Annotated in this window: 17 protein-coding genes and 2 tRNA genes; 10 read left to right on the top strand and 9 right to left on the bottom strand. The window is 62.7% G+C overall.

Annotated elements, in window-relative coordinates; all coding sequences use genetic code 11:
- Nucleotides 1-82 precede the first annotated feature (82 nt).
- A complete protein-coding gene (locus tag ACOYJL_RS09830; protein ID WP_433570054.1) occupies nucleotides 83-1,033 on the bottom strand; it encodes a hypothetical protein in 951 nt (316 codons plus the stop codon).
- A 405-nt stretch (nucleotides 1,034-1,438) separates the two neighbouring features.
- Complete coding sequence (locus ACOYJL_RS09825; RefSeq protein ID WP_433570053.1) at nucleotides 1,439-2,029, bottom strand: DUF1294 domain-containing protein; 591 nt, start codon at nucleotides 2,027-2,029, stop codon at nucleotides 1,439-1,441.
- Between the two features lie 187 nt (nucleotides 2,030-2,216).
- On the opposite strand from ACOYJL_RS09825, the gene ACOYJL_RS09820 reads away from it, so the two are divergent.
- Nucleotides 2,217-2,894 (top strand): YdcF family protein, encoded by a 678-nt coding sequence (locus ACOYJL_RS09820; protein WP_433570052.1) that lies wholly within the window; start codon nucleotides 2,217-2,219, stop codon nucleotides 2,892-2,894.
- Nucleotides 2,895-3,003: 109 nt separating this feature from the next.
- Here the strand turns inward: ACOYJL_RS09820 and ACOYJL_RS09815 are convergent, their stop codons facing one another.
- Nucleotides 3,004-3,234 carry a hypothetical protein gene (locus ACOYJL_RS09815; RefSeq protein WP_433570051.1) on the bottom strand — a complete coding sequence of 77 codons (231 nt, stop codon included), beginning with the start codon at nucleotides 3,232-3,234 and terminating at the stop codon, nucleotides 3,004-3,006.
- Between the two features lie 127 nt (nucleotides 3,235-3,361).
- On the opposite strand from ACOYJL_RS09815, the gene ACOYJL_RS09810 reads away from it, so the two are divergent.
- Complete coding sequence (locus tag ACOYJL_RS09810; RefSeq protein ID WP_433570050.1) at nucleotides 3,362-3,754, top strand: hypothetical protein; 393 nt, start codon at nucleotides 3,362-3,364, stop codon at nucleotides 3,752-3,754.
- Between the two features lie 147 nt (nucleotides 3,755-3,901).
- On the opposite strand, the gene ACOYJL_RS09805 is transcribed toward ACOYJL_RS09810, so the two are convergent.
- Nucleotides 3,902-5,860: an NAD(P)/FAD-dependent oxidoreductase gene (locus tag ACOYJL_RS09805; RefSeq protein WP_433570049.1), complete on the bottom strand. Its 1,959-nt coding sequence runs from the start codon at nucleotides 5,858-5,860 to the stop codon at nucleotides 3,902-3,904.
- A 206-nt stretch (nucleotides 5,861-6,066) separates the two neighbouring features.
- On the opposite strand from ACOYJL_RS09805, the gene ACOYJL_RS09800 reads away from it, so the two are divergent.
- Together ACOYJL_RS09800 and ACOYJL_RS09795 are read left to right on the top strand one after the other, a co-directional pair.
- A complete protein-coding gene (locus ACOYJL_RS09800; RefSeq protein WP_433570048.1) occupies nucleotides 6,067-6,621 on the top strand; it encodes a TetR/AcrR family transcriptional regulator in 555 nt (184 codons plus the stop codon).
- Between the two features lie 166 nt (nucleotides 6,622-6,787).
- Nucleotides 6,788-7,798: an aldo/keto reductase gene (locus tag ACOYJL_RS09795; protein WP_433570047.1), complete on the top strand. Its 1,011-nt coding sequence runs from the start codon at nucleotides 6,788-6,790 to the stop codon at nucleotides 7,796-7,798.
- Nucleotides 7,799-7,912: 114 nt separating this feature from the next.
- On the opposite strand, the gene ACOYJL_RS09790 is transcribed toward ACOYJL_RS09795, so the two are convergent.
- Complete coding sequence (locus ACOYJL_RS09790; RefSeq protein ID WP_433570046.1) at nucleotides 7,913-8,662, bottom strand: SDR family NAD(P)-dependent oxidoreductase; 750 nt, start codon at nucleotides 8,660-8,662, stop codon at nucleotides 7,913-7,915.
- 291 nt (nucleotides 8,663-8,953) lie between these two features.
- Here ACOYJL_RS09790 and ACOYJL_RS09785 point away from each other — a divergent pair, with 291 nt between their 5' ends.
- The 3 genes from ACOYJL_RS09785 (at nucleotide 8,954) to ACOYJL_RS09775 (ending at nucleotide 14,921) form a co-directional block, all read left to right on the top strand.
- Entirely contained in the window at nucleotides 8,954-11,734 is a 2,781-nt protein-coding gene (locus ACOYJL_RS09785; protein WP_433570045.1) for a YhgE/Pip family protein, read from the top strand.
- Nucleotides 11,731-13,971 (top strand): YhgE/Pip family protein, encoded by a 2,241-nt coding sequence (locus ACOYJL_RS09780; RefSeq protein WP_433570044.1) that lies wholly within the window; start codon nucleotides 11,731-11,733, stop codon nucleotides 13,969-13,971. Before ACOYJL_RS09785 ends, ACOYJL_RS09780 begins: the two co-directional genes overlap by 4 nt.
- A gap of 68 nt (nucleotides 13,972-14,039) precedes the next feature.
- Nucleotides 14,040-14,921 carry an alpha/beta fold hydrolase gene (locus ACOYJL_RS09775; RefSeq protein WP_433570043.1) on the top strand — a complete coding sequence of 294 codons (882 nt, stop codon included), beginning with the start codon at nucleotides 14,040-14,042 and terminating at the stop codon, nucleotides 14,919-14,921.
- Nucleotides 14,922-15,398: 477 nt separating this feature from the next.
- Here ACOYJL_RS09775 and metK read toward each other — a convergent pair whose 3' ends face one another.
- Complete coding sequence (metK, locus tag ACOYJL_RS09770; protein WP_433570042.1) at nucleotides 15,399-16,634, bottom strand: methionine adenosyltransferase; 1,236 nt, start codon at nucleotides 16,632-16,634, stop codon at nucleotides 15,399-15,401.
- Between the two features lie 75 nt (nucleotides 16,635-16,709).
- Entirely contained in the window at nucleotides 16,710-17,537 is an 828-nt protein-coding gene (locus ACOYJL_RS09765; protein WP_433570041.1) for a TetR/AcrR family transcriptional regulator, read from the bottom strand.
- Nucleotides 17,538-17,771: 234 nt separating this feature from the next.
- Here ACOYJL_RS09765 and gltX point away from each other — a divergent pair, with 234 nt between their 5' ends.
- The 3 genes from gltX to ACOYJL_RS09750 all read left to right on the top strand — a co-directional run bounded on the left by gltX (nucleotide 17,772) and on the right by ACOYJL_RS09750 (nucleotide 21,380).
- A complete protein-coding gene (gene gltX, locus ACOYJL_RS09760; RefSeq protein WP_433570040.1) occupies nucleotides 17,772-19,259 on the top strand; it encodes a glutamate--tRNA ligase in 1,488 nt (495 codons plus the stop codon).
- An 81-nt stretch (nucleotides 19,260-19,340) separates the two neighbouring features.
- On the top strand, nucleotides 19,341-20,960 hold the full coding sequence (sdaAA, locus tag ACOYJL_RS09755) for an L-serine ammonia-lyase, iron-sulfur-dependent, subunit alpha (RefSeq protein ID WP_433570039.1): 1,620 nt from the start codon (nucleotides 19,341-19,343) through the stop codon (nucleotides 20,958-20,960).
- A gap of 141 nt (nucleotides 20,961-21,101) precedes the next feature.
- A complete protein-coding gene (locus ACOYJL_RS09750; protein WP_433570038.1) occupies nucleotides 21,102-21,380 on the top strand; it encodes an MgtC/SapB family protein in 279 nt (92 codons plus the stop codon).
- Between the two features lie 44 nt (nucleotides 21,381-21,424).
- Here the strand turns inward: ACOYJL_RS09750 and ACOYJL_RS09745 are convergent.
- Nucleotides 21,425-21,501, bottom strand: a tRNA-Glu gene (locus ACOYJL_RS09745).
- Between the two features lie 20 nt (nucleotides 21,502-21,521).
- Nucleotides 21,522-21,595, bottom strand: a tRNA-Gln gene (locus ACOYJL_RS09740).
- Nucleotides 21,596-21,633: the final 38 nt, after the last annotated feature.

Genomic DNA, 21,633 nt, shown 5'->3' with positions numbered 1-21,633 from the left:
AACTTGGGGTCGTACTTCCTTCTCGTCGTCTTGCTCATGGCAATAGCCCTTCCGTGCCTTTCGGCACATCCTAGGGCTTTCGTTAGCTCGGCTTCAAACGTGTCTGAATTTGGGCAGCCATATCAATCTGCCACAGGTTCCACGAGACAACCCATGCAGCATTTCTCAAATCCTGCTCTGCAGGCTTCTGCCCCCAACGCGACTCATAATGCTCGGTGAACGTCTCAAGCATATTAACTCTCGCTATCAGAAGGTTGTCTCCCTGGTACTCGTAGCCGTAAGTCGACCGCAGAGCCGCGAGAGCCCACTTTGTCCAGTCATCATAAGAGCGAGCTCGCTCGCCTACGATGCGAAGTTTCCTGTCAAGTACTCCTATACGCTCATTAACGGGTATTGTTGCCCCAGTGACTGTATCGTATCTAGAGCAAAGGAACGGCGCCTCTCCACAGGTTATTTCAAGCCTCGTACTGGTGACATAATCGTGCCAACCGCGACCCTTTACCTTAGGAAAAACAACCTTATTGTGGTTCGTCTCCCAAGTATTACCGACTTCCCTATTGAACGCCCCCGAATGTCTGAACCAGTCAGCATCGAGGGCATTGTTCATCTCATTCACCAGCCAAGATGGAGTGAAAACCTCAGCGCGAGTTTTTGTACGACGAGATTGTCTTTCCAAAGCCTTGAGAACCCGTGGCTTGATAACGCCAGAATTTGTGCCAGATATTGCATCGAAAGTGATTTCATCCTCTGGAGAATAGCCCTCTCCAAGTGCTTCATACTCTCCATCTGCCCAGATGATGTTTTTCCCAGTAGTTCGATCACAAAGAAGAGTCTCGAGGATCTCGGTAGGATAGTGTCGCTCAAAGCCCTCCATAAAGCCGTCTGCAAGTATGGCGGTTGATTTCGACACAACTTCTTTCCCATTATCTTGAGTGTCGGTCTCTTGCCCCAATGCAATACCTCTCTCGCAGACAAATGGATAGTGAAACAAATCTAAGATGACTTCCCAGATTAAGCCAGCCAACTTATACATTTATGATTCTAGCAAAGGGTCCGGACACAAATATGTCCTTCGAAAAAGCCCTCTCTAGCGCCAATAATCAACTTCCGCTTGGCTTGCGAGCCGCCCAATTATCATCTGACTCTCTATCAGCAGAATGTGTATGCTCCTGAATATCGGACCATCTCAGATATGGCAAGTTTCAGCGACTACAAGTTTTCTGTTAGCGCAAACGTCTCTCAGAAAAAGCGAAGCGTCGTTTCTTACATTTCGAGGAAACGCCACCTAATAGCACACAACATTATTTAATAAGTAGAAATCCTTACATCCATATGAAGTGGATACTCAACTGCAGAAAACAAGTAGAAGCATTTGGCAGGCGTATCAATACCAGCAAAAAGAATTGAAGCATTCGCTAGCAGTGCCCTTCTCGCTCCCCTAAAACACCCCCGCAGCATGGAGCGCGATGAACGAGGCGACGTGAATCACGATCATGAGCGGCAGGCCGATGACAAAGTAGTAGACGCGAGTCTTGTGGTGCGCGACGCGCATGGCGATGAGCCCGCCGAGCGCGCCGCCCAGCAATGACAGGCCAAGCAGCACGAACTCGCGAACCCTCCAGCCGTTGCGCAGTGCCTGCCGCTTGTCGTAGACGAAGACGGCAAATGTGATCACATTGATGACCAGCAGATATATGCCTAGCCCGCGCAGAAAGCCCGGGTCAATTCCGGTGAAGAGCTGGTTCACGTCGAAGGTGAGGTAGCCGTAGTAAAACGCCACGACAAAGCACCAGACGATGATTGAGAGGATGGCAATGAAGCGCCAGGCGACGTTGTCCTTCACGACCTTCCGGTCCCACACGAGAAACGCCGCAAGCATGCCCACTCCCCCGCCGGCAACCGCAAAGAGGCCGAGCGTCGCATGGTTGAAGAGCTCTTTGCCAGTCCTGTTCCAATGCAGGTAGTCGATGGTGAAGAGCGCAAACGTCAAAAGGTTGATAAAGAGCAGGTATAGTTCGAGCTTGTCCATGAGGCTCCCAGCTACAGTCGGCGAAAGGCGCGATGATTGCGATCGCCCTCAATTCTACGGTCTTGGCCTTCTCAGAAATGGCGGCATCAGCCGGCAAGACCGAAAGGCAACCGACGCGCGCTCCAGATGTCTCTGCGATAATGGGAGCGCACCAAGCCAAGAAGCCCAACACCCTCGAAAGGCACCCATGCAGACCCCGAACGACAGCGCGATAGACCAGGCAGCCCAGACGCTCTTCGAGTTCGAGCGCATAGACGACGAGCTCGAGCACTGCGAGCTCTCCCTGGCGTTGGGCAACCACGACGAGCACGTCGCGCAGCACGCAGCCTCGCTCCAGCTCTCCGGCGTGGTGGACAAGATCCTGTTCACCGGCGGCCTCGGCAAGGTCACATCAAAGCTCTGGAGCGAGCCCGAGGCGCTCCGCTTCGCAAGAATCGCGAGGTCAATGGGCGTGCCCGACAACGCCATCCTCACGGAGACCGCCTCGACCAACACGGGCGAGAACATCCGCAACTCGAAGGAGGTCCTTAGGCGCGAGGGGCTTTCCGGCAAGAGGGTGATCGTCGTGGACCGCCCCGCGCGCGAGCTCAGGACCAAGGCAACGCTCCAGGCACAGTGGCCAGAGCTTGACTTTTTGATGTCTCCCCCGCCGCTTGGCTACCGCGACTACTGTGCCTTCTACGAGACCGATGCGCCCATCTCGAAGCACGAGTTCATCGCCCTCATGGTGGGCGACCTCCAGCGCATCCTCGTCTACCCCTCCCTGGGCTACCAGACCCAGCAGCCCGTGCCCGACGAGGTCATGGCGGCATACCATACCCTCATCGACCTCGGCTTCACCGACCAGCTGATGAAGCAGGCGTAAAGGCACGCCGCCCGTCCGCCTTGCGGCGCATGGCACTCCGTCAGCTCATCAATATTGCAAGCGCCTGCCGGTACTTCTCCGCACGCCTCGCGCCATTCGGCATGCCTAACTAGCGCGTCTTTCGCCCGGACCCGAACACGAAGAAGATGGGCGGAAACACCAGGAAGACAAACGGGAAGCCAAGCCTCGCCATGACCAGCGAGAAGACGATCGAGCCCACCACGAGCCATCCATACGCCGAGGCGCCTACGCGCGGCGTACGGGCGTCAGGCGTGGGCGCCCCGAAGGCAAGCTCGGCCAGAAGCCAAACGCACAGCACGATGACGACAAGAGCAAGCATTGGCGCCCTCCTCCCGAAAGCCTTCGTTGCGAATCTCCTGCCATTGATTCTACCCACGAGCGGCGCTGGCAGCCAGAAGGGCGGGTTGGCGGAAGCCCGCTCGGACGATCTTGGGAAAGGAACGGCCATGGGCATTATCTTGAATAGTCAGTTCGTTCTCTCCGACGAGGGCAAGCAGGCGCTCAGGCAGATTGCGCCCGGCCAAGATGAGCCTCTGTCTGAGGCGGACCTAGAGGATATGGCCCAAGACTGGGACATGCTCAACGAGCTCAGCGACACGTTCATCCAGAACGGCTCTGTGAACTCAGATCCCGAGCGGACGTTCGTGGTCAGCTTCCTCACGGACACCTACCAGTTCTTCAGGATCATTGACAACCAGAAATCGAGCGGAGCTGCACGCCAGCTCGGCGCGCTGTACTACACGGGCGCGCTGAACGAGGGGCTTGCCCTAGCCCTCTACGAGAAGGCTTTCGCCGCGATGCGCCAGCAGGACGAGATGCGAGAGATGCTGAGAGACTAGCTGGAGCCGAGCCCTCCCCTAGAAAAGGCACGTCTCGATGACGTCCTTGCCAGCAAAAGACCGCCGGACGCACGCACCCGCGAGCGCCCGGCGGCTCATCGCTTCTGCAACGCCCTTCCCTCTTGGTTCACTTTCTGATATTGGTGCCTACACGTAGAGGTCCATGTCCAGGCTGCTTGCCGCATAGAAGCCGTCGCGGATGGCGTCGCCCAGCTTGCCCAGGCGGCGGACGTCTCCCACCACGCGGGTCTTGTCGTGGTAGCGGGCGTCGATGGCGTCGGCGAGCTCGGTGTCTGGGCGCATGCCGAAGGCGTCGATAACGCAGTCCGCGTCAAGGTGCTCCTGGGTCCCGTCCTCGAGCTCCACGGTCACGCCGCCCTCGTCGATGGAGACCACCTTGTTCTTGGTGAGAAGCTCCACGCCGCTCTCTGCCAGGCGGTTCATGAGCGTGATCTTGTTGATGAAGAAGACGTCCTTGCCGCACTCGGGAAGCATCTCCACCACGGTGACCTTCTTGCCAAGGTCTGAGGCAAGCTCGAGCGCGCAGTCGAGGCCCGACGCGCCTCCTCCGCAAACCACGATGCGCTCGCCGGCGGCGCGGCTGGTGTCGCGCTCGAAGTCGAGCACGCCCACCACATTTGCGCCGTCAAGACCGGGAATCGGCGGCGCGACGGGCTTTGCTCCCGTGCCCACGATGATGGCGTCAGCGGAGGCAAGCAGCGCATCGTCTGCCGTCACGGGGTGGCTGAGCTGCACGTTCACCTTGTACTTGGCAAGCTGGGTCTTGTACCAGGCGACGAGCTTCTTGATGTTCAGCTTGAACGAGGCTCCGCAGATGTCGGCCGCTGTGCCGCCCAGATGGTCGCGGCCCTCCAGCAGCGTCACGCTGTGGCCCTCGATCGCGGCAACGCGCGCCGCCTCCATGCCGGCGACGCCTCCGCCCACCACGACGACGTTCTTGGGGCTCTGCGTGCGCTCGAGGCGGAAGCGGACCTCCTCCATCGCGGAGGGGTTGACGGCGCAGCTGAGCTTGGTGTGGCTGTTCCAGATGCGGCCGATGCAATACTCGTTGCAGCGCAGGCAGGGGCGAACGTCCTCGGGGTGCCCCGCCTTGAGCTTTGCGGGCAGGTAGGGGTCCGCGATGAGCGCGCGGCCAAAGTTGACGAAGTCGACCGTGCCGTCGGAAATGAGCTTTGAGGCGGCGTCGGGGTTCAGCGTTCCCGCCGTGAAGAGCGGCACGTCCACGGCCTTGCGCGCGGCGTCGCACACGTAGCTCATGCAGCTCTCGCCCAGATAGCTTGGCGGGAAGATGTAGTCGAGCGTCTCGTAGCAGCCGGCGTCCACGTCAAAGGCATCCACGCCCTCGCGCTCCAGGATCTTGAGCAGCTTGACGGAGTCCTCGATCGTGCGGCCGCCCTCAAAGCGGTGGTCGAGCGAGATGCGGAAGATCACCGGCATGGAGTCGCCCACCACGTCCTTGATGGCGTGGACGATCTCAACCGGGAAGCGCGCGAAGCCCTCGGGGGTGCCGCCGTACTCGTCGGTGCGCTTGTTCCACACGGGGCTCATGAACTGGTCGATGAGGTAGCCTGCGTGCGCATGGATCTCGATGGCGTCGTAGCCCGCGTCGCGCACGACGCCCGCGGCAAAGCGGAAGCCGTCCATCATCTGGGCGATCTCGTCCTTGGTGAGGGCATGGCACTTGATGTTGGGGTTGAAGACGGAAGGCGTCTCGGAGGACGAGATGGGCGGGTTGCCAAAGGTGTCCGGGAAGGCGTTTCGGCCGGTGCCGGGGCTCACCTGGCACACAATCTTTGCGCCGTAGCGGTGGACGCCGTCGCAGACGGAGGTAAGCGAGGGCAGCACGGTGAACGAGTCAAGGTAGCCCTCCATGGAGCCCTGCGCGACCTTCTCGTTGAGCATCTGGCATCCCATGAAGATGATGCCGGCGCCGCCCTTGGCGCGCTCGATGAAGTAGTCGATCTCTTGGGCGTCCTTCCTGCCGTTGGTGAAGGCGGAGTTGGTGCCCATGGGGCTCATGCCGATGCGGTTCTTGACCCGCATGCTTCCCACGGAAAACGGCGTGAACAGGTTGCTGTAGTCCATACGATCCCCTCTCCGAAGTAAAGGCGCCGTGCCATTCGACCGGCGACGTGATGCCTTGCGGCAGCCTTACCCATGATAAAGGATTTCTTTACTGCGGTAAGATTCTGTCGGCGAGAGGAGCACACGCGAGGTTGCGATATCCTCGGCTATGGTGACTCTCAACAGTCTGAATTCAATTTGGCCACGACGAGCGAAGGGGCTGGGCCTTGGACAGGCAAGAGATTTCGGACAGGGCGCTCAAGCTCTTTCGCGAGCGAGGCTTTGACAACGTCACGGTGCAGGACATCTGCGACGCGTGCGGCATCAGCAAGCCGACGTTCTACACGCGCTTCAAGTCAAAGGACGACCTTATCGTCGACTTCTACGAGGGCGTCTCGATGCGCCTGAACGACCGCCTGTCCGAGCTCGTGGGCACCGCCAGCGCATGGGAGCAGATCCGCATCTGCTTTGCCACGATCGAGGACGAGACGGAGGCCGCCGGCCAGGAGCTCATGCGCAGGATGCTCATCACCAACCTGCAGGAGGACCGCCACAGCCTGGACGAGCGCCCCTACCTCAAGCGCACGATGGCGGCGATCATCGCGCGCGGCCAGGCAAGCGGCGAGTTTGGCAACGGCTCCGACCCCGAGAGGCTCTGCGAGGCCGCCGACCGTATGTTCACCGGCTACTTCTGCTTCTGGTGCATAAGCCAGGGGACCTTGGACTGGGTGGGCGAGTTCGAGAAGAGCCTGGCCGCCCTGCTCGAGGTGCGCAAGGCGTAGGCGCGCGCTCGCCTGCGCGACCCCTCGACCATGTCCCACGTGCATGCAGACCGGCGCGCCCGGCATTGTACTTCTCGCTCTCGCCTTCCCAGAATATAGGTGGAACCCAACGCCCGGCGACCGCCCGCCGGAAGCCCACCAACAGATTGCGCAGGGAGACGAGAGCATGAAGCAGAAGCACCTATCGAAGAACCTCGAGGTATCCGCCATCGGCCTGGGACGCATGGGCCTCTCGCACGGATACGGCCCCGCGCTCGATGACGCCGAGGCGATCCGCCTTATCCAGACGTCCGTCGACGACCTTGGCTACACCCTGATCGACACCGCCGAGACCTATGGCTATGCCGGACGTCCGCATGTGAACGAAGAGCTCGTGGGGCGCGCCCTCAAGGGCGCAAGGCGCGAGCGCGTCAAGATCGTCACCAAGTTTGGCATCCACTTTGACTACGAGCACGACAGCGCGCCCTACCCGCTGCACCTCGACTCGCGCCCCCAGACCATCCGCGCCTCAGTGGAGGGGTCGCTCAAGCGCCTGGGGACTGACCACATCGACCTCTACCTGCAGCACCGCATCGACCCCAACGTAGAGCCGGAGGAGGTCGCGTCCACGATGGCAGAGCTCATCGCCGAGGGCAAGGTCCTCAACTGGGGCATCTCCGAGGCAAGCGAGGGCTACCTGCGCCGCGCCCACGCCGTCTGTCCGGTCGCGGCGATCGAGAACCGCTACTCGATGATGGCACGCTGGCACGAGTCGCTCTTCCCCACCCTCGAAGAGCTCGGCATCGGCTTCATCGCGTTCAGCCCGCTCGCAAACGGATTTCTTACCGGCGCGGTCACCAAGGGCGACGCCGCCTCGTTTGACCCCGCGACCGACTACCGCGCGAGCATGCCCCAGTTTGACGCCGACGCAATCGACAAGAACCAGGCGCTCACGGACTTTCTTGCCGCCCTCGCGGCGCGGCACGACGCCACGCCCGCGCAGGTCTCCCTCGCGTGGATGTGCTGCAAGAAGCCCTACATTGTGCCTATCCCCGGCTCGCGCCACCTGGACCGCCTCGCCCAGAACGCCGCCGCCGGCGACATCGAGCTCTCCGCCGACGAGGTGGCCGCAATCGACGCGGCGCTTGACTCCATGGACATGAGTGACGTCTTCGGCGGGTCTAAGGCAGCGAAGTAGGCACGTCGGCAAAGGCGAGCGCGAGCTGCGCGTATCACCAGAGCTTCTCGCGAAAAAAGCCGGGCGCCCGCAAAATGCGAGCGTCCGGCTTGCGGTTGCGTAGCGCAGCAGCGCTTACTGGGCAGTGTAGCCGCCGTCGATGTAGAGGTGCGTGCCCGTGGTGAACTCGTTCTCAACCAGGAAGACGACGCCGTGGGCGATGTCCTCGGGCTGGCCGAGGTGGCCCAGCGGGTGCAGGGACACCAGGTAGTCGATGCCCTCCTTGCCCAGGGTCTGCTCGTTGACCATGCCCGTGTAGATGTAGCCGGGGTTCACGGTGTTCACGCGGATGCCATACTTTGCAAGGGCCAGCGCCGCGGACTGGGTGAGCATGTTGACGCCGCCCTTTGCCGCGTTGTAGGAGGGCAGGTTGGGGTCGCCGACGGTACCCTCGATGGAGGAGGTGCTCACGATGGCGCCGCCATGGCCCTCGCGCTCCATCTCCTGAGCGGCGTACTTGATGCCGTAGAAGACGCCGGTCAGGTTGATGGAGATGAGCTTCTGGAAGGCCTCGTCCTCCATCTTGTCGACAGGAGCGCCGTCGCCGATGCCGGCGTTGTTGTACATGATGTCGAGCGAGCCGAACTTCTCGACGGCAAAGGCGATAAGGGCCTTGACCTGCTCAGGGTCGCTGGTGTCGGTCTGCTTGAACTCGACGTTGGGCGAGACCTTCTTGAGCTCGGCGAGGGCGTCGGCGCCGCGCTTCTCGTTGCGGCCGGCGATGACGACCTTGCCGCCCTTCTCCAGAAACGCCTTGGCCGTGGCCAGGCCGATGCCCGAGGTTCCGCCCGTGACGACCGCAGTCTTGCCATTGATGTCGAACATGGTGCCTCCTAAACATATTGATGTGCTATTTCCCCACGTAGATGGCATGCTTTGCCACCCCGAGAGAACTCTTTTTCTAAAGTACCCACATCTGTTGGAGAAAAAGTTAACCAAGCCGCCAAGCAAACGATACGGGCGGCAAGTGGTTCCGCCGCGAGCATCTCCTTGACTTCGATATATTTTTTAAACCAGGTTCAAAACGAGCCCTCATCGCGGTAGACTATACAGGCTTCTTTCAGCATGTCCTAATGAGCACTAACAGCTGTTAATCTGACCAAAGTTGGAGGCTCCGTGCGCAAGGCATTTGCCATCTTCTGGCGAGATCTCAAGCGAATCCTCAAGAACCCCGTAGCGCTCATCGTCACTTTGGGAGTGTGCATAATCCCCTCGCTCTACGCATGGTTCAACATCATCGCCAACTGGGACCCCTACGAGAACACCAGCACCGTGGGCGTGGCCGTCGCGACCAACGACAAGGGCGCCGACGTCGAGGGCATGGGATACATCAACGCGGGCGACATGGTGAAAGAGGAGCTGGAGAAGAACACCCAGCTGGGCTGGAAGTTCGAGGACGAGGACCAGGCGCTGGAGGACGTGAAGTCTGGCAGCTGCTATGCGGCCATCGTGATTCCCGAGGACTTCACGCAGACCCTGGCGGGAGTCCTTGACGGCAAGACCGACAAGGCCCACATCACCTACTACGTGAACGAGAAGCTGAACGCCGTTGCGCCAAAGGTCACCGACACCGGCGCGTCGACCATCGAGGACACGATCAACAACACCTTCGTCTCGACCGTCTCGAAGGTGGTCGCCGAGAAGGTCAAGGGCGCGGCTGGAGACACGGCGGGCGCCATCGACGAGGCGGCCGGCAGCGTGGTGACCGATATCCGCGACGTCTCCGGCTCGCTTGGCGACGCCGCCGACCAGGTTGAGCAGACCCGCCAGACCATCACCGAGGCGCGCCAGGCCATCTCCGACGCCCAGTCGGCGCTCGACCAGGTATCCGGGCAGACCGCGTCCCTTTCGCAGACGCTCGCCGACGACCTCGGCGCGCTCTCGACCACGCGCAGCAAGTCCCAGGCGCTTCTCGCCTCCATCGGCGCCGCGATCGGGGACAGCGCCACGCAGGTGTCGGGCATCTCGTCGCAGGCAAGCTACGACATCGGCCAGATCGCCGGCGACGTGGGCTGGGCAACGAGCAAGATCGACGCAGCAATCTCGGCCATCGAGGCGGCGAACAACACCACGCGCTCGCTCAAGGCGACGCTCACCGACGAGCGCGACGTGATTGCGAGCATCTCGGGTCCCGACGCGTCCTTCTCCTACCAGCAAGACGTGATAAACGAGTTTGACACCCAGATCGACTACCTGGTGCAGCTGGACGAGCAGCAGCAGGCGTACCTGAGCCAGCTGCAGCAGCTCTCGGACGAGATCAAGTCGGGCACCGACAACGTGCGCAACCTCTCCTCGTCGGTCAACGACGCGATCCAGACCTCCGCCGACGCCCTGAACGACATCCGCTCGACCATCGACGGCCAGACGATGCCGCAGCTCTCCTCCGCGCTCGACTCGTTCGCCGACGTGGGCGGCGGCCTCAAGGGCTCGCTCGACGCGCTGCCGCTGGTCGTCTCGCAGGCTCAGTCGTCGCTCGACCGGCTTGACGCCGTGCTCGCAAGCTGCGACGGGACCATCGCAGACACCGCGGGGCTTCTCCGCACCGCGTCCGACCAGCTGGGCGGCGTCGCCGACGACGTGGCGGCCCTTCAGAGCGCGGAGAACCTGCAGCTTCTGGGCGACCTCATGGACATGGACCCCGAGAGCGTCTCGGAGTTCATGCAGTCCCCCGCCGAGCTGGTCGAGACCCCCATCTATCCTGTTGAGAACTACGGCTCGGGCGTCACGCCCTTCTACACCAACCTCGCGCTTTGGGTCGGCGGCTTTGTGCTTGTGGCCATCTACAAGCTTGAGGTCGACAAGGAGGGCGTCGGCGACTACAAGCCCTGGCAGGGCTACTTTGGCCGCGGGCTGCTGCTGAGCCTGCTCGGGCTGGTGCAGGCCGTCGTCTGCTGCGTCGGCGACCTTCTGCTGGGCATCCAGTGCGTCTCGCCCGCAGCGTTCGTCTTTGCCGGCATCGTCGAGAGCTTCTGCTACGTCAACTTCATCTACGCGCTCTCCATCGCCTTCAAGCACATCGGCAAGGCGCTGGGCGTGCTTCTCGTGGTGCTGCAGATCCCCGGCTCGTCGGGCACCTACCCCATCGAGATGATGCCGGGCTTCTTCCAGGCGCTGCACCCGTGGCTGCCCTTCACCTATGGCATCAACGCCATGCGCGAGGCCATCGCCGGCTTCTACGGCTACTACTACGGCTGGAACCTGTTCGTGCTGGGACTCTTGTTCCCCATCTCGCTTTTCATCGGCGTCACGCTGCGCCGCTACCTGCTGAACATCAACGCGCTGTTCGACCGGCGCCTGGACGAGACCGAGATGATGGTCACCGAGCACTACAGCATGGACGAGTCGCGCTTCCGCCTGACCACCATCATCAAGGCGCTCATGAACTCGCAGAAGTACCGCGAGACGTTTGTGGCGCGCGCGGCCAACTTCGAGCTGCGCTACCCCGTGCTCGTGCGACGCTCCATCCTGGCCCTTCTCGTGGTGCCGCCGGCGCTCTTGGTGCTGATGCTGGTGCTGCCGTTCAAGATGGTGCTGCTGACGCTCTGGATCCTTTCGCTTTTGATAATCTGCACCTTCCTGATCGTCATCGAGTACCTCCACAACCGCGTTGGCGAGAAGACCGCGCTTGCCGACAAGTCCCCCGAGGAGCTCTACGACATGATGAGCGACTCACTGAAGAGCGAGCTTCTCGCCTTCGCGCCGATCGAGAAGATGCGGCTTGACAACGTGACGGCGCACGACCTGCTGCGCGACGTGATCGAGCGCCGGCGCGGCGCGGGCGGCGGCGACGGCGCGGGCGGCGGTGACGCTACAGGCGACGGCAACGGAGCCGGCGCTCCTGGGAACAGTGGCGACGCCCAAGACGCCGATGCGGCGAAGGGAGGCGACGAGCGATGAGGAAGATCTGGCAGTTCATAGTCCGCGACGCAAAGCACATCGTCATGAACGCCGTGAGCCTCGTCGTGTGCGTGGGCATGATCGTCGTCCCGTCGTTTTACGCATGGTTCAACATCGCGGGCAGCTGGAACCCCTACGACAACACCGGGAACATCAAGGTCGCGCTCGCAACCAACGACGAGGGCTACTCGAGCGACCTCATGCCCGTCGAGGTCAACATGGGCGAGCGGATTGTCTCGAAGCTCAGCGACTCTACGGCCATTGGCTATACCGTGACAAGCGAGGACGAGGCCATCGAGGGCGTGCGCTCCGGCAAGTACTACGCCGCGATTGTGATTCCAGAGTCCTTCTCGAGAGACATGTTCACGGTGCTCTCCGACAACCCCACGCACCCGCAGGTGCTCTTCTACAGCAACGAGAAGGAGAACGCGATTGCATCCATCGTGACCGACAAGGCGTCGACCTCGGCGCAGCAGACGATCAACGAGACCTTCTCGGCGGCCGTGGTGGACGTTGCGACGTCGGTGCTCTCGCAGGTCGGCGACTACATGGACGACGACCAGGTGCAGAGCTTTGCCGCGCGGCTGTCGCAGGTGATTGGCGACTCGCGCGACCAGCTTGGCGCCACGGCCGACAACGTGCGTTCCTACCAGGCGATCGTTGCTAGCGCCGCAGACCTGCTTGACAGCTCGTCGAGCAACTCGTCCTCCTCGCTTGCCGCGACCGTCGACGCGGGCGGCCTGTTGCGCACCAGCTCGAGCGGCATCCGCGACGTCGACTCGGCGCTTTCGGGCACCACCGACTCCGTGAACGACGCGCTTGCAAAGAGCAAGGGCAGCCTCTCTTCTGTCGACTCCGCGATTGACGACGCGTTTGACGCCGCCGGCACCCAGACGGACAAGGCCGCGGACGCGCTGCAGAACGCAAAGGACATCGTGGACGCGCGCACCGCGGAGCTGCAGGGCGTCTACGACTCGCTTGACGGCGACACGGCGACGCTGCTTGACAAAGTCATCAGCTACGAGGACACGCTTGACCAGACCACGGTGCAGTACCAGCGCGTTCACGAGGTGCGCCTTGAGGTTGAGGGGCTCAACGCCTCGCTCAAGACAACCATCGACAACCTGAGCGAGCTCTCGGACGAGCTCGGCAAGGCAAAAGATGACCTGAGCAATTCAAAAACTGATGCCGAGGCCAGCCGCGCGCAGCTGAAGGCGCTCGTCAGCCAGGCGGAGAGCGGCGTCGACGCGGTGCAGCAGGCCTACGAGTCTGACCTGGGCTCCTCCCTCGGCAGCCTGGCCGACCAGATCGACGGGCTGGCGGACGGAGCGGACGGCATAAGCTCGTCCATCGATGCCACGGTATCGTCGCTGAACAGCGCGACCGGTTCGGCCAGGGGCAACCTGGACGACCTGGCGGCTGCGCTTGGCGAGGCGGCCGACGCGCTCGACGACGCCAACGACAAGCTGGGAGGCCTCGACGAGAGGCTTTCCGCGGCGCTTGGCTCGGGCGACATCGACCAGATTCGCACGATCCTGAGCGCGGGGCCGGACAGCCTTGCCGCCTTCATCACAGAGCCGGTCACCATGGACCGCACGGCCATCTTCCCCGTTGAGAACAACGGCTCTGCCATGGCGCCGTTCTACACGGTGCTCGCCATCTGGATTGGCGGCGTCATCCTTTGCGCGCTGGTCAAGACCGCGCCGTCCGAGGCCGCCAAGCGCGAGATTGGCTGCAGACCGTGGCAGGCCTACTTTGGCCGGCTTGCGTTCTTCATCGTGATCGGCCTCATGCAGACCGCCGTCATCTGTCTGGGAGACCTGTACTTCCTGCAGATCCAGTGCGTGCATCCGGGGCTTTTCCTGCTCTGCGGGTTTGTGTCGTCGATCGTGTTCGTGAACGTGATCTATTCGCTGACCGCTTCGTTTGGCGACGTGGGCAAGGCGATTGCCGTCCTGCTGATGGTTATCCAGGTGGCGGGCTCTGGCGGCACGTTCCCCAAGGAGATGCTTCCTCAAGCGTTCCAGGCGGTCTATCCGTGGCTGCCGTTCGTGCATGCAGAAAACGCGATGCGCGCAGCGATTGCGGGGCTTTATGCCAACGACTTCTGGATCGAGCTTCTGGCGCTTTCAGCGTTTATCGTTCCGTCGCTGTTCTTGGGCCTTGTGCTGCGCAAGCCCGTCATCAGGCTGAACGCGTGGTTCGAGCGCAAGCTCGAGGAGACCAAGATCATGTAGGAGCAGGCGCGGGGCGTGTGGCTACGCGGCTGGTATGCTAGGGGCATTACGAAAGGAGTCCCATGACCATGCCAGATTCTACTGCGACGACACCCACACCCGTGCCTCCGCAGCCGCATTTTCCCAGCTACTACCAGCGCCCGAGCACAGCGCCGCGCATTGCGCGCAGCGTGCCGACGCCCGACGGCGCCAAGATCGCCGCCTTCTTCTATGCCGAGAGCCAGGTGAAGGAGGCGGACGCCACGCCCGTACTCTTCCTACACGGAAACGGCGAGGAGCACGGAATATTTGGACCCCAGATTGACGCCGTTGTCGCGCAGGGGCGCTCGGCCATCGGAGTCGACTCGCGAGCGCAGGGCAAATCTACTCGCGGAACCGCGCGCTTGACCTACGAGCTGATGGCTGAAGACGCGCTTGGGGTGCTTGACGCTCTCGGCGTGGACCGCGCGCACGTGGTCGGATTTTCCGATGGAGCCATAGAGGGGCTTCTTCTAGCCCGAGACCATCCAGAGCGCGTCGCGTCCCTCCTTTCGATGGGAGCCAACCTGACGCCCGAGGGCGTGCTTGCCGAGGACGACTGGGACATGGAAGGCACCGCGCGCCAGTGCGAGGCCTGGGCCGCATGGCTTGACAGCGCTCCCGCCGACGTCGACACGACGATTGTGACGCCGAGCGCCACGGAAGCCCGCACGACGGCGCAGCTCATGCGCCTCATGCTGGAAGAGCCCCACATCTCCGCGGAGTCGCTCTCCGCAATCTCCTGCCCGGTCACCGTGATGGTCGGCGAGTTCGACTGCATCGATCCCGCAGAGACGCAGCGCATCTTCGACGCCATACCTGACGCCCGTCGCGTTGTCGTGCCAGAGGCGGACCACGTCCTGCCCAAGTGTGCGCCCGAGGCTGTGACCTCCGAGCTGCTTGCCCTCATCGCCCGCGCGGAGAGGGCCTAGAGCTCGCATCAAACGTCACTAGGCAGAGCAGGCGCCGCATCGCGGCGCCTGCTCTGCATCGAACTGCCCTTAGTTACACAAATTCTGAGATTTTTGCACCGAAGTGCCCTTAGTTACACTGGGTTTCAAGGCTGGCAAAAGTAGCGTTCCTACCCATAGTGGTTTGGTTTCCAACTAACCACAATATATTGGGCATGCTCTTTGCCGACTACTTGAGGGCTCGCCATATCCCAGTGTAACTAAGGGCACTTCGGTGCAATTTCGCCAAGATTTGTGTAACTAAGGGCACTTCAGCGCACCCAAACGCACTTCGGCGCGGCTAACAGGGTGCCAATTCGTCGACCGGCTACCTCGAAAGACAAAAAAGACCCTCCCCTGCCAGAAGAGAGGCGCGCATTCGCACTCCTCTCGAAGGCAAAGGAAGGGTCGTCAGGTCAAAGAGCCGATTGGTAGGCTGTGCTGCCGGCGCGGCAAAGCCTACTGCAGCTGGGCGACAGCGTCCTTGAGCTCGTCGACGCGATTGGTCTTTTCCCAGGTGAAGTCGGCGTCGTCGCGGCCAAAGTGACCATAGGCAGCGGTCTTCTCGTAAATCGGGCGCTGCAGGTCGAGGTCGCGGATGATGGCGCCAGGACGCAGGTCAAAGACCTTTTCGACAGCCTTGGAGAGCACCTCGTCGTCGACGGAGCCGGTGCCAAAGGTGTCAACCATGATGGAAACGGGGTCAGGGATGCCGATGGCGTAGGCGAGCTCGACCTCGCACTTGTGGGCCAGGCCGGCAGCCACGACGTTCTTGGCAACCCAGCGGGCGGCGTAGCTTGCAGAGCGGTCGACCTTGGTGGGGTCCTTGCCAGAGAAGGCACCGCCGCCGTGGCGACCCATGCCGCCGTAGGTGTCGACGATGATCTTGCGGCCGGTAAGGCCGGTGTCGCCCATGGGGCCGCCGACCACGAAGCGGCCGGTGGGGTTGACGTAGATCTTGGCGTCATCCCACTTGATGCCGACCTCGTCGAGAACGGGCCTAATAACCTTCTCGATGATGTCCTCGCGGATCTCGGAAAGCTTGACGTCGGCGGCATGCTGCGTTGACACGACGATGGCCGTGACCTCCACGGGCTTGTCGTCCTCGTAGCGGACGGTCACCTGGGTCTTTCCGTCCGGGCGCAGGTAGGTGAGGGTGCCCTCCTTGCGGACCTCGGCAAGCTTCTTGGCCATGCGCTGCGCCAGGTAGATGGGCATAGGCATAAGGACGTCGGTCTCGTCGGAGGCGTAGCCGAACATCATGCCCTGGTCGCCGGCGCCAATCTTGTCGATGGCGTCCTGGTCGTTGGCGCGCGCGAAGGTGCCGTCGACGCCCTGGGCGATGTCGGGGCTCTGCTCGTGAATCAGGTTGAGCACGCCGCAGGTGTCGGCGTCAAAGCCGTACTTGGCGCGGGTGTAGCCAATCTTGCGGACGGTGTCGCGGACGATCTTCTGCACGTCGACGTAGGCCTCGGTGCGGACCTCGCCCATCACGACGATGGTGCCGGTGGTGGTGAAGGTCTCGATGGCGGCACGCACGTTCTTGACGTTGGCCTTGGGGTCGCCAGCCTTCTGAAGCTCAAGCTCGCGCGAGAAGATTGCGTCGAGGATGGCATCGGAGATCTGGTCGCACATCTTGTCAGGATGGCCCTCGGTTACGCTCTCCGAGGTGAACACGTAGTTCTTGCTAGGCATGTACAGTTCCTTTCTACCTGGGCGCAAGACCCGTCAAAGAATAGACAATTGAAACGGCGCCAACGGCGAGCGGTGCTATTTGCCGTCGCCTGACGCAGAATCGCCAGAAGTTGAAGGCCCGTCCTTTCCGGACTCGGCATCCTTCCCAACGCGGTTGAGGGCAGCGTTGATCTCGGCCTTGGTCTGGGCAGTGCCCATACCGTTGAGCATGACGTCGATAAGGGCGTCGGCAAGCTCGCTCGTCTCCTCTTCGCCCTTGGGGCCCGTGGCCTCAAGCGCGAGCGACGGGAGGATGAACGAGCCCGAGATGGCAAGCGCGCCAATCCTGCTGTCGACGTCCGGGCGGATGACGCCCTCGACCTTCGCGCGCTCGAGCTGGGCGCCGATAATCGAGATGATGCGGGCGAAGTGGGTCTCGACGGTTGGGATCACGTTGTTGTTGGCGTCGACGACCTCGCGCGTGAGGGCAAGCGCCAGCGGGCTTCCGGAGCTCATGCGCTCGGTGACGACGTGCGTCAGGCGCACGAGCGCCTCGATGGCGGAGTTGGCCTCGGAGACGGCCTGCTCCACGGCGTTGACAAGCTCTTCGATGGAGCGGTCAAAAATGGCCTCTACCAGCGCGTCCCTGTCGGAGAAGTAATAGTAGAGAGCGCCCTTGGACATCTTGCAGCGAGTGGAGACCTCGCTCATCTGGAAGTCGGTGTTCACACGCTCGACCATGATCTCGGTCGCGGCGGCCATGATGCGCTCGCGCGTCGCTGCGCTCTTGCGCGTCTTGGCACTGCTGCGAAGCCGCGTCGTCTGCTTTGTTACTTTCTCCTCAAGATTGGTCTTTGCCACCGCGCTGGCCTTTTTGAAGCTTGCTGCCAGCTCAGCCGTCGTCTTCTCGTCTAGCAACGCCATGTTCATGGGCCCCTATCCACCATGAATGAACTCATAACAGATTGATGATAGCATCAGCACTTTCGATTTTTGAGAGTAATTCAAAAATCTTGGGCGGCAAGCAAAGAAAATCGAGGCAAGCGGGAAACAAACCGCAGGCTGCAGCGCGTAAAGCGTGTGAAGTAGACTTTGTGACCCCACGAGTGACTATACTAGAGCGCGTTCATGAAAAGGCTCGAGACGAGAGGTTCCACCTTGGCTGACAGCACTCCCGTGCGCGTGCGCTTTGCGCCCTCCCCCACCGGCAAGCTCCACGTGGGCGGCGCGCGCACCGCAATCTATAACTGGGCGTTCGCCCGCGCAAATCACGGCACGTTCATCCTGCGCATCGACGACACCGACCCCACCCGCTCCACCGAGGAAAACACCCAGGTCATCCTGCGCGCCATGCGCTGGCTGGGCCTTGACTGGGACGAGGGGCCCGGCGTTGGCGGCGACTATGGCCCCTACAAGCAGACCGACCGCATGCAGCTCTACCGCGACGCAGCGCAGCGCCTGTGGGACGAGGGCAAGGCCTACCCTTGCTTCTGCACGCCCGAGAAGCTCGCCGCCGACAAGAAAGCCGCCGAGGAGCGCCACGACCCCTTCCAGGGCTATCAGCGAACCTGCCGCAACATCCCGCCCGAGGAGGCAAAGGCTCGCATCGCCGCAGGCGAGCCCTACACCCTTCGCATCAAGGTGCCGCTGGACCGCGGCGACGTGATCGTTCACGACGCGGTGCACGGCGACGTCACCTTCAACGCCAAGGAGCTGGACGACTTCATCATCTTCCGCTCCGACGGCACCCCCACCTACAACTTCGCGACCGTCGTCGACGACGCCATGATGGGCATCACGCACGTCATCCGCGGCGACGACCACCTGTCCAACACGCCGCGCCAGGTCATGGTCTACGAGGCGCTCGGCGCGCCGGTGCCCACCTTCGCGCACATCTCGATGATTCTGGGCCCTGACGGCAAGAAGCTCTCAAAGCGCCACGGGGCCACGAGCGTGGAGGAGTACCGCGACGCGGGCTACCTCTCCGACGCGTTCGTGAACTACCTGGCGCTTCTCGGCTGGTCGCTGGACGGCGAGACCACCATCGTGCCGCGCGACGTGCTGGCGCGCGAGTTCTCGCTCGACCACGTGTCCAAGAACCCCTCCACGTTCGACCCCAAGAAGCTCGACGCCATCAACCAGGCCTACCTCATGGCCATGGACGACCGCACCTTCTCGACCCAGGTGCTGATCCCGCAGCTCGTGTCCGCCGGCCTTGAGACCGACGGCGCGCTCGCCCACGACGACGCCTGGTACGACCTGCTCTCCTCCATCCTGAAGCCGCGCACCACCGTGGCGCCGGACGTCATCGGGAAGGCGCGCTTCCTCTACGAGGGCGACAGCGTGACCTTTGACGAGAAGAGCGTCAAGAAGAACCTGGAGCGCGAAGGCGCGCATGATGCGCTTGTGGCCGCCCGCGAGGCCCTGGCCGCAATTCCTGCCGATAGCTGGAAGGCCGCCACGATCGACGCCGCGCTGGAGCCCCTGCCCGAGAAGGTCGGCTCCAACAAGCGCAAGTTCTACGGCTCCGTGCGCGTTGCCGAGTGCGGAAACCAGGTTTCCCCGCCGCTCGGCGAGTCGCTTGAGCTGCTCGGCCGCGACTGCGTGCTTGCCCGCCTGGACCGCGCGCTGCCGATGGCAAACTAGCTCGGCAGCCGCCTTTTGTCTGCCTGCGACGCCAGTCTCGCATGGTCGGGGCTGGCGCCGTTTTTACGAGGGAGAGTTGCTATGGTCACGATGTCCGCATTTGAGGTGCTGGGTCCCGTCATGGTGGGGCCGTCTTCCTCGCATACCGCTGGCGCCCTGCGCATCGCTCTGGTGGCGCGCTCGCTGGCGCCCCAGCCGCTCGAGAGCGTCGACTTCTTGTTGTACAACTCCTTCTCGCGCACGCACGCAGGCCATGGCACCGACCGCGCGCTGGTGGCGGGCATCTTGGGGCTTGCCCCCGACGACGTGCGCGTTCGCCGCTCCTTCGAGCTTGCCGGCGAGGCCGGGCTCAACTTCGCGATCATCGAGCAGGGAGAGGACGAGACCCTTCACCCCAACACCGTCGAGATTCGCATGCGCATCAAGGGCGGAAAGGAGATCTCGGTCATGGGCGAGTCGCTCGGCGGCGGGCGCATTCGCCTCTCCTCCATCGACGGCGTGCCCGTAGACATCGCGGGCGAGATGCCCACCGTGTTCGTGGCGCACGAGGATCGCCCCGGCGTCCTGGCCGCGCTGACCGCAGTGCTTTCCGGCGCAGGCGTGAACATCGCGACCATGCGCACGTTTCGCCATGAGCGCGGAGGCGCCGCATACACCGTCTTTGAGGTAGACGAGGCCGTTGACCAGGAGCTCATTGAGCTTCTGCGGCAGGTTCCCCACGTTGGCTTTGCTTCGCAAGTTGATGTTCCTGGAGCAGGGCCCGCGATTGGAGACGCTGACGAGGACGCCCCGTACGCCTTTGCCACCGGCGCAGACCTCGTGGCGTTGAGCGAGAAGAATGACCTCTCGATAGGCGAGCTCATGCGCGGGCGCGAGCTGGGCATCGCGGCAGCCCAGGGGCTTGCGGGCTCCGAAGTCGACGCCATGCTCGACCGCGTGCTGCAGGTCATGCGCGACGAGACGGTCGAGGCGATAAGCCACCCCAAGCGCTCGCTCGGCGGCATGATTGGCGGCGAGGCGCTGCGCGTGAGCATGTCCGGCAAGACCCCCGTGTGCGACGCGCTCATGGGCGCGACGGCAACGCGCGGCATCGCGATGGCGATGGCCACGCTGGAGCGCTCGGCGACGATGGGCGTGATCGTTGCGGCGCCGACGGCGGGAAGCTCGGGCGTGGTGCCGGGGTCGATTCTGGCGGTCGCCGAGTCCGTCGGGGCAGACGAGGCGCTGGTCAAGAAGGCGCTTTGGAACGCCTCGGCAATAGGGGCCATCATCTCGACCAACGCCACCGTTGCCGGCGCCGAGGGAGGGTGCCAGGCAGAGGTCGGCGCCGCAACCGCCATGGCGTCAAGCGCGCTGGTCGAGATGCTCGGAGGAAGCGCATCGCAGTGCCTGGACGCGGCAGCGCTGGCGATCGCCAACACGCTGGGGCTCGTGTGCGACCCCGTGCGAGGGATGGTTGAGTACCCCTGCCAGGCAAGGAACGCCATGGGCGTCTCGGTGGCCATGTGCTCTGCTCAGCTCGCGCTTGCAGGAATCACGAGCCTGGTTCCGTTTGACGAGGCAGTCGTCGCGATGTCCGAGGTCGGCCACGCGCTTCCCGCCTCCCTGCGCGAGACGGCCGAGGGCGGCCTTGCCGCAACCCCGACGGCGCAGGCGTTTTCGTGCGACGGCGCGTGCGACGGATGCATCGGGTGCGCATAGGCGCAGCCCAGACGCCCGCCTCCACGCCCGAAGAGCGCCGCTTGTAGACACGCTCGCCCTTCTCGCTGAAAAAGCCAAGCAGTTCCCTAGTATGGGTTGTTTGTCTCTCTCTTAAAGATTTGATGAAACCAGGGGTGCTTGATGCTTGGGAACGCGCTAGTCGGGCTTCTCGAAACCGCAAAGGGCTGGAGCGGCGAGGCCGTCTTCTTGCGGCTTTTGGCGGCGACGATCGTCGGCGTCGTGATTGGCACAGAGCGCGAGCACCGCAACAAGGACGCCGGCATCAAGACGCACGCGCTGGTTTGCGTGGGCGCGCAGGTGATCAGCGGCGTGGGCTTTCGTGGCGTGGGCACCAACCCCTCGTCCGCTAGCACACGCCATCGCAGCCCGGCAAAGTTGGCTGGCGCACGCTTGCCCTAGATACGAATTCAGGTCACCGGCTTAGCCGATGACCTGCGGTTTCTTGGTAGCCCGTAGCAGATTCGAACTGCTGATCTCCGCCTTGAGAGGGCGGCGTCCTAGGCCGCTAGACGAACGGGCCATATTCAGTTGGGCAGGACGTGGCTGGGATGGAGAGAATCGAACTCCCGTTGACGGAACCAGAATCCGCTGTCCTACCGCTAGACGACATCCCAATTAATGTCTGTCCTGTGCGCCTTGGCGCGAGAAAAGA

This window comes from Tractidigestivibacter sp. (assembly GCF_050946515.1).
Classification (GTDB): domain Bacteria; phylum Actinomycetota; class Coriobacteriia; order Coriobacteriales; family Atopobiaceae; genus Tractidigestivibacter.
Note: the sequence above shows the minus strand (reverse complement) of the source record. Positions and strands in the feature narration are given on the sequence as shown.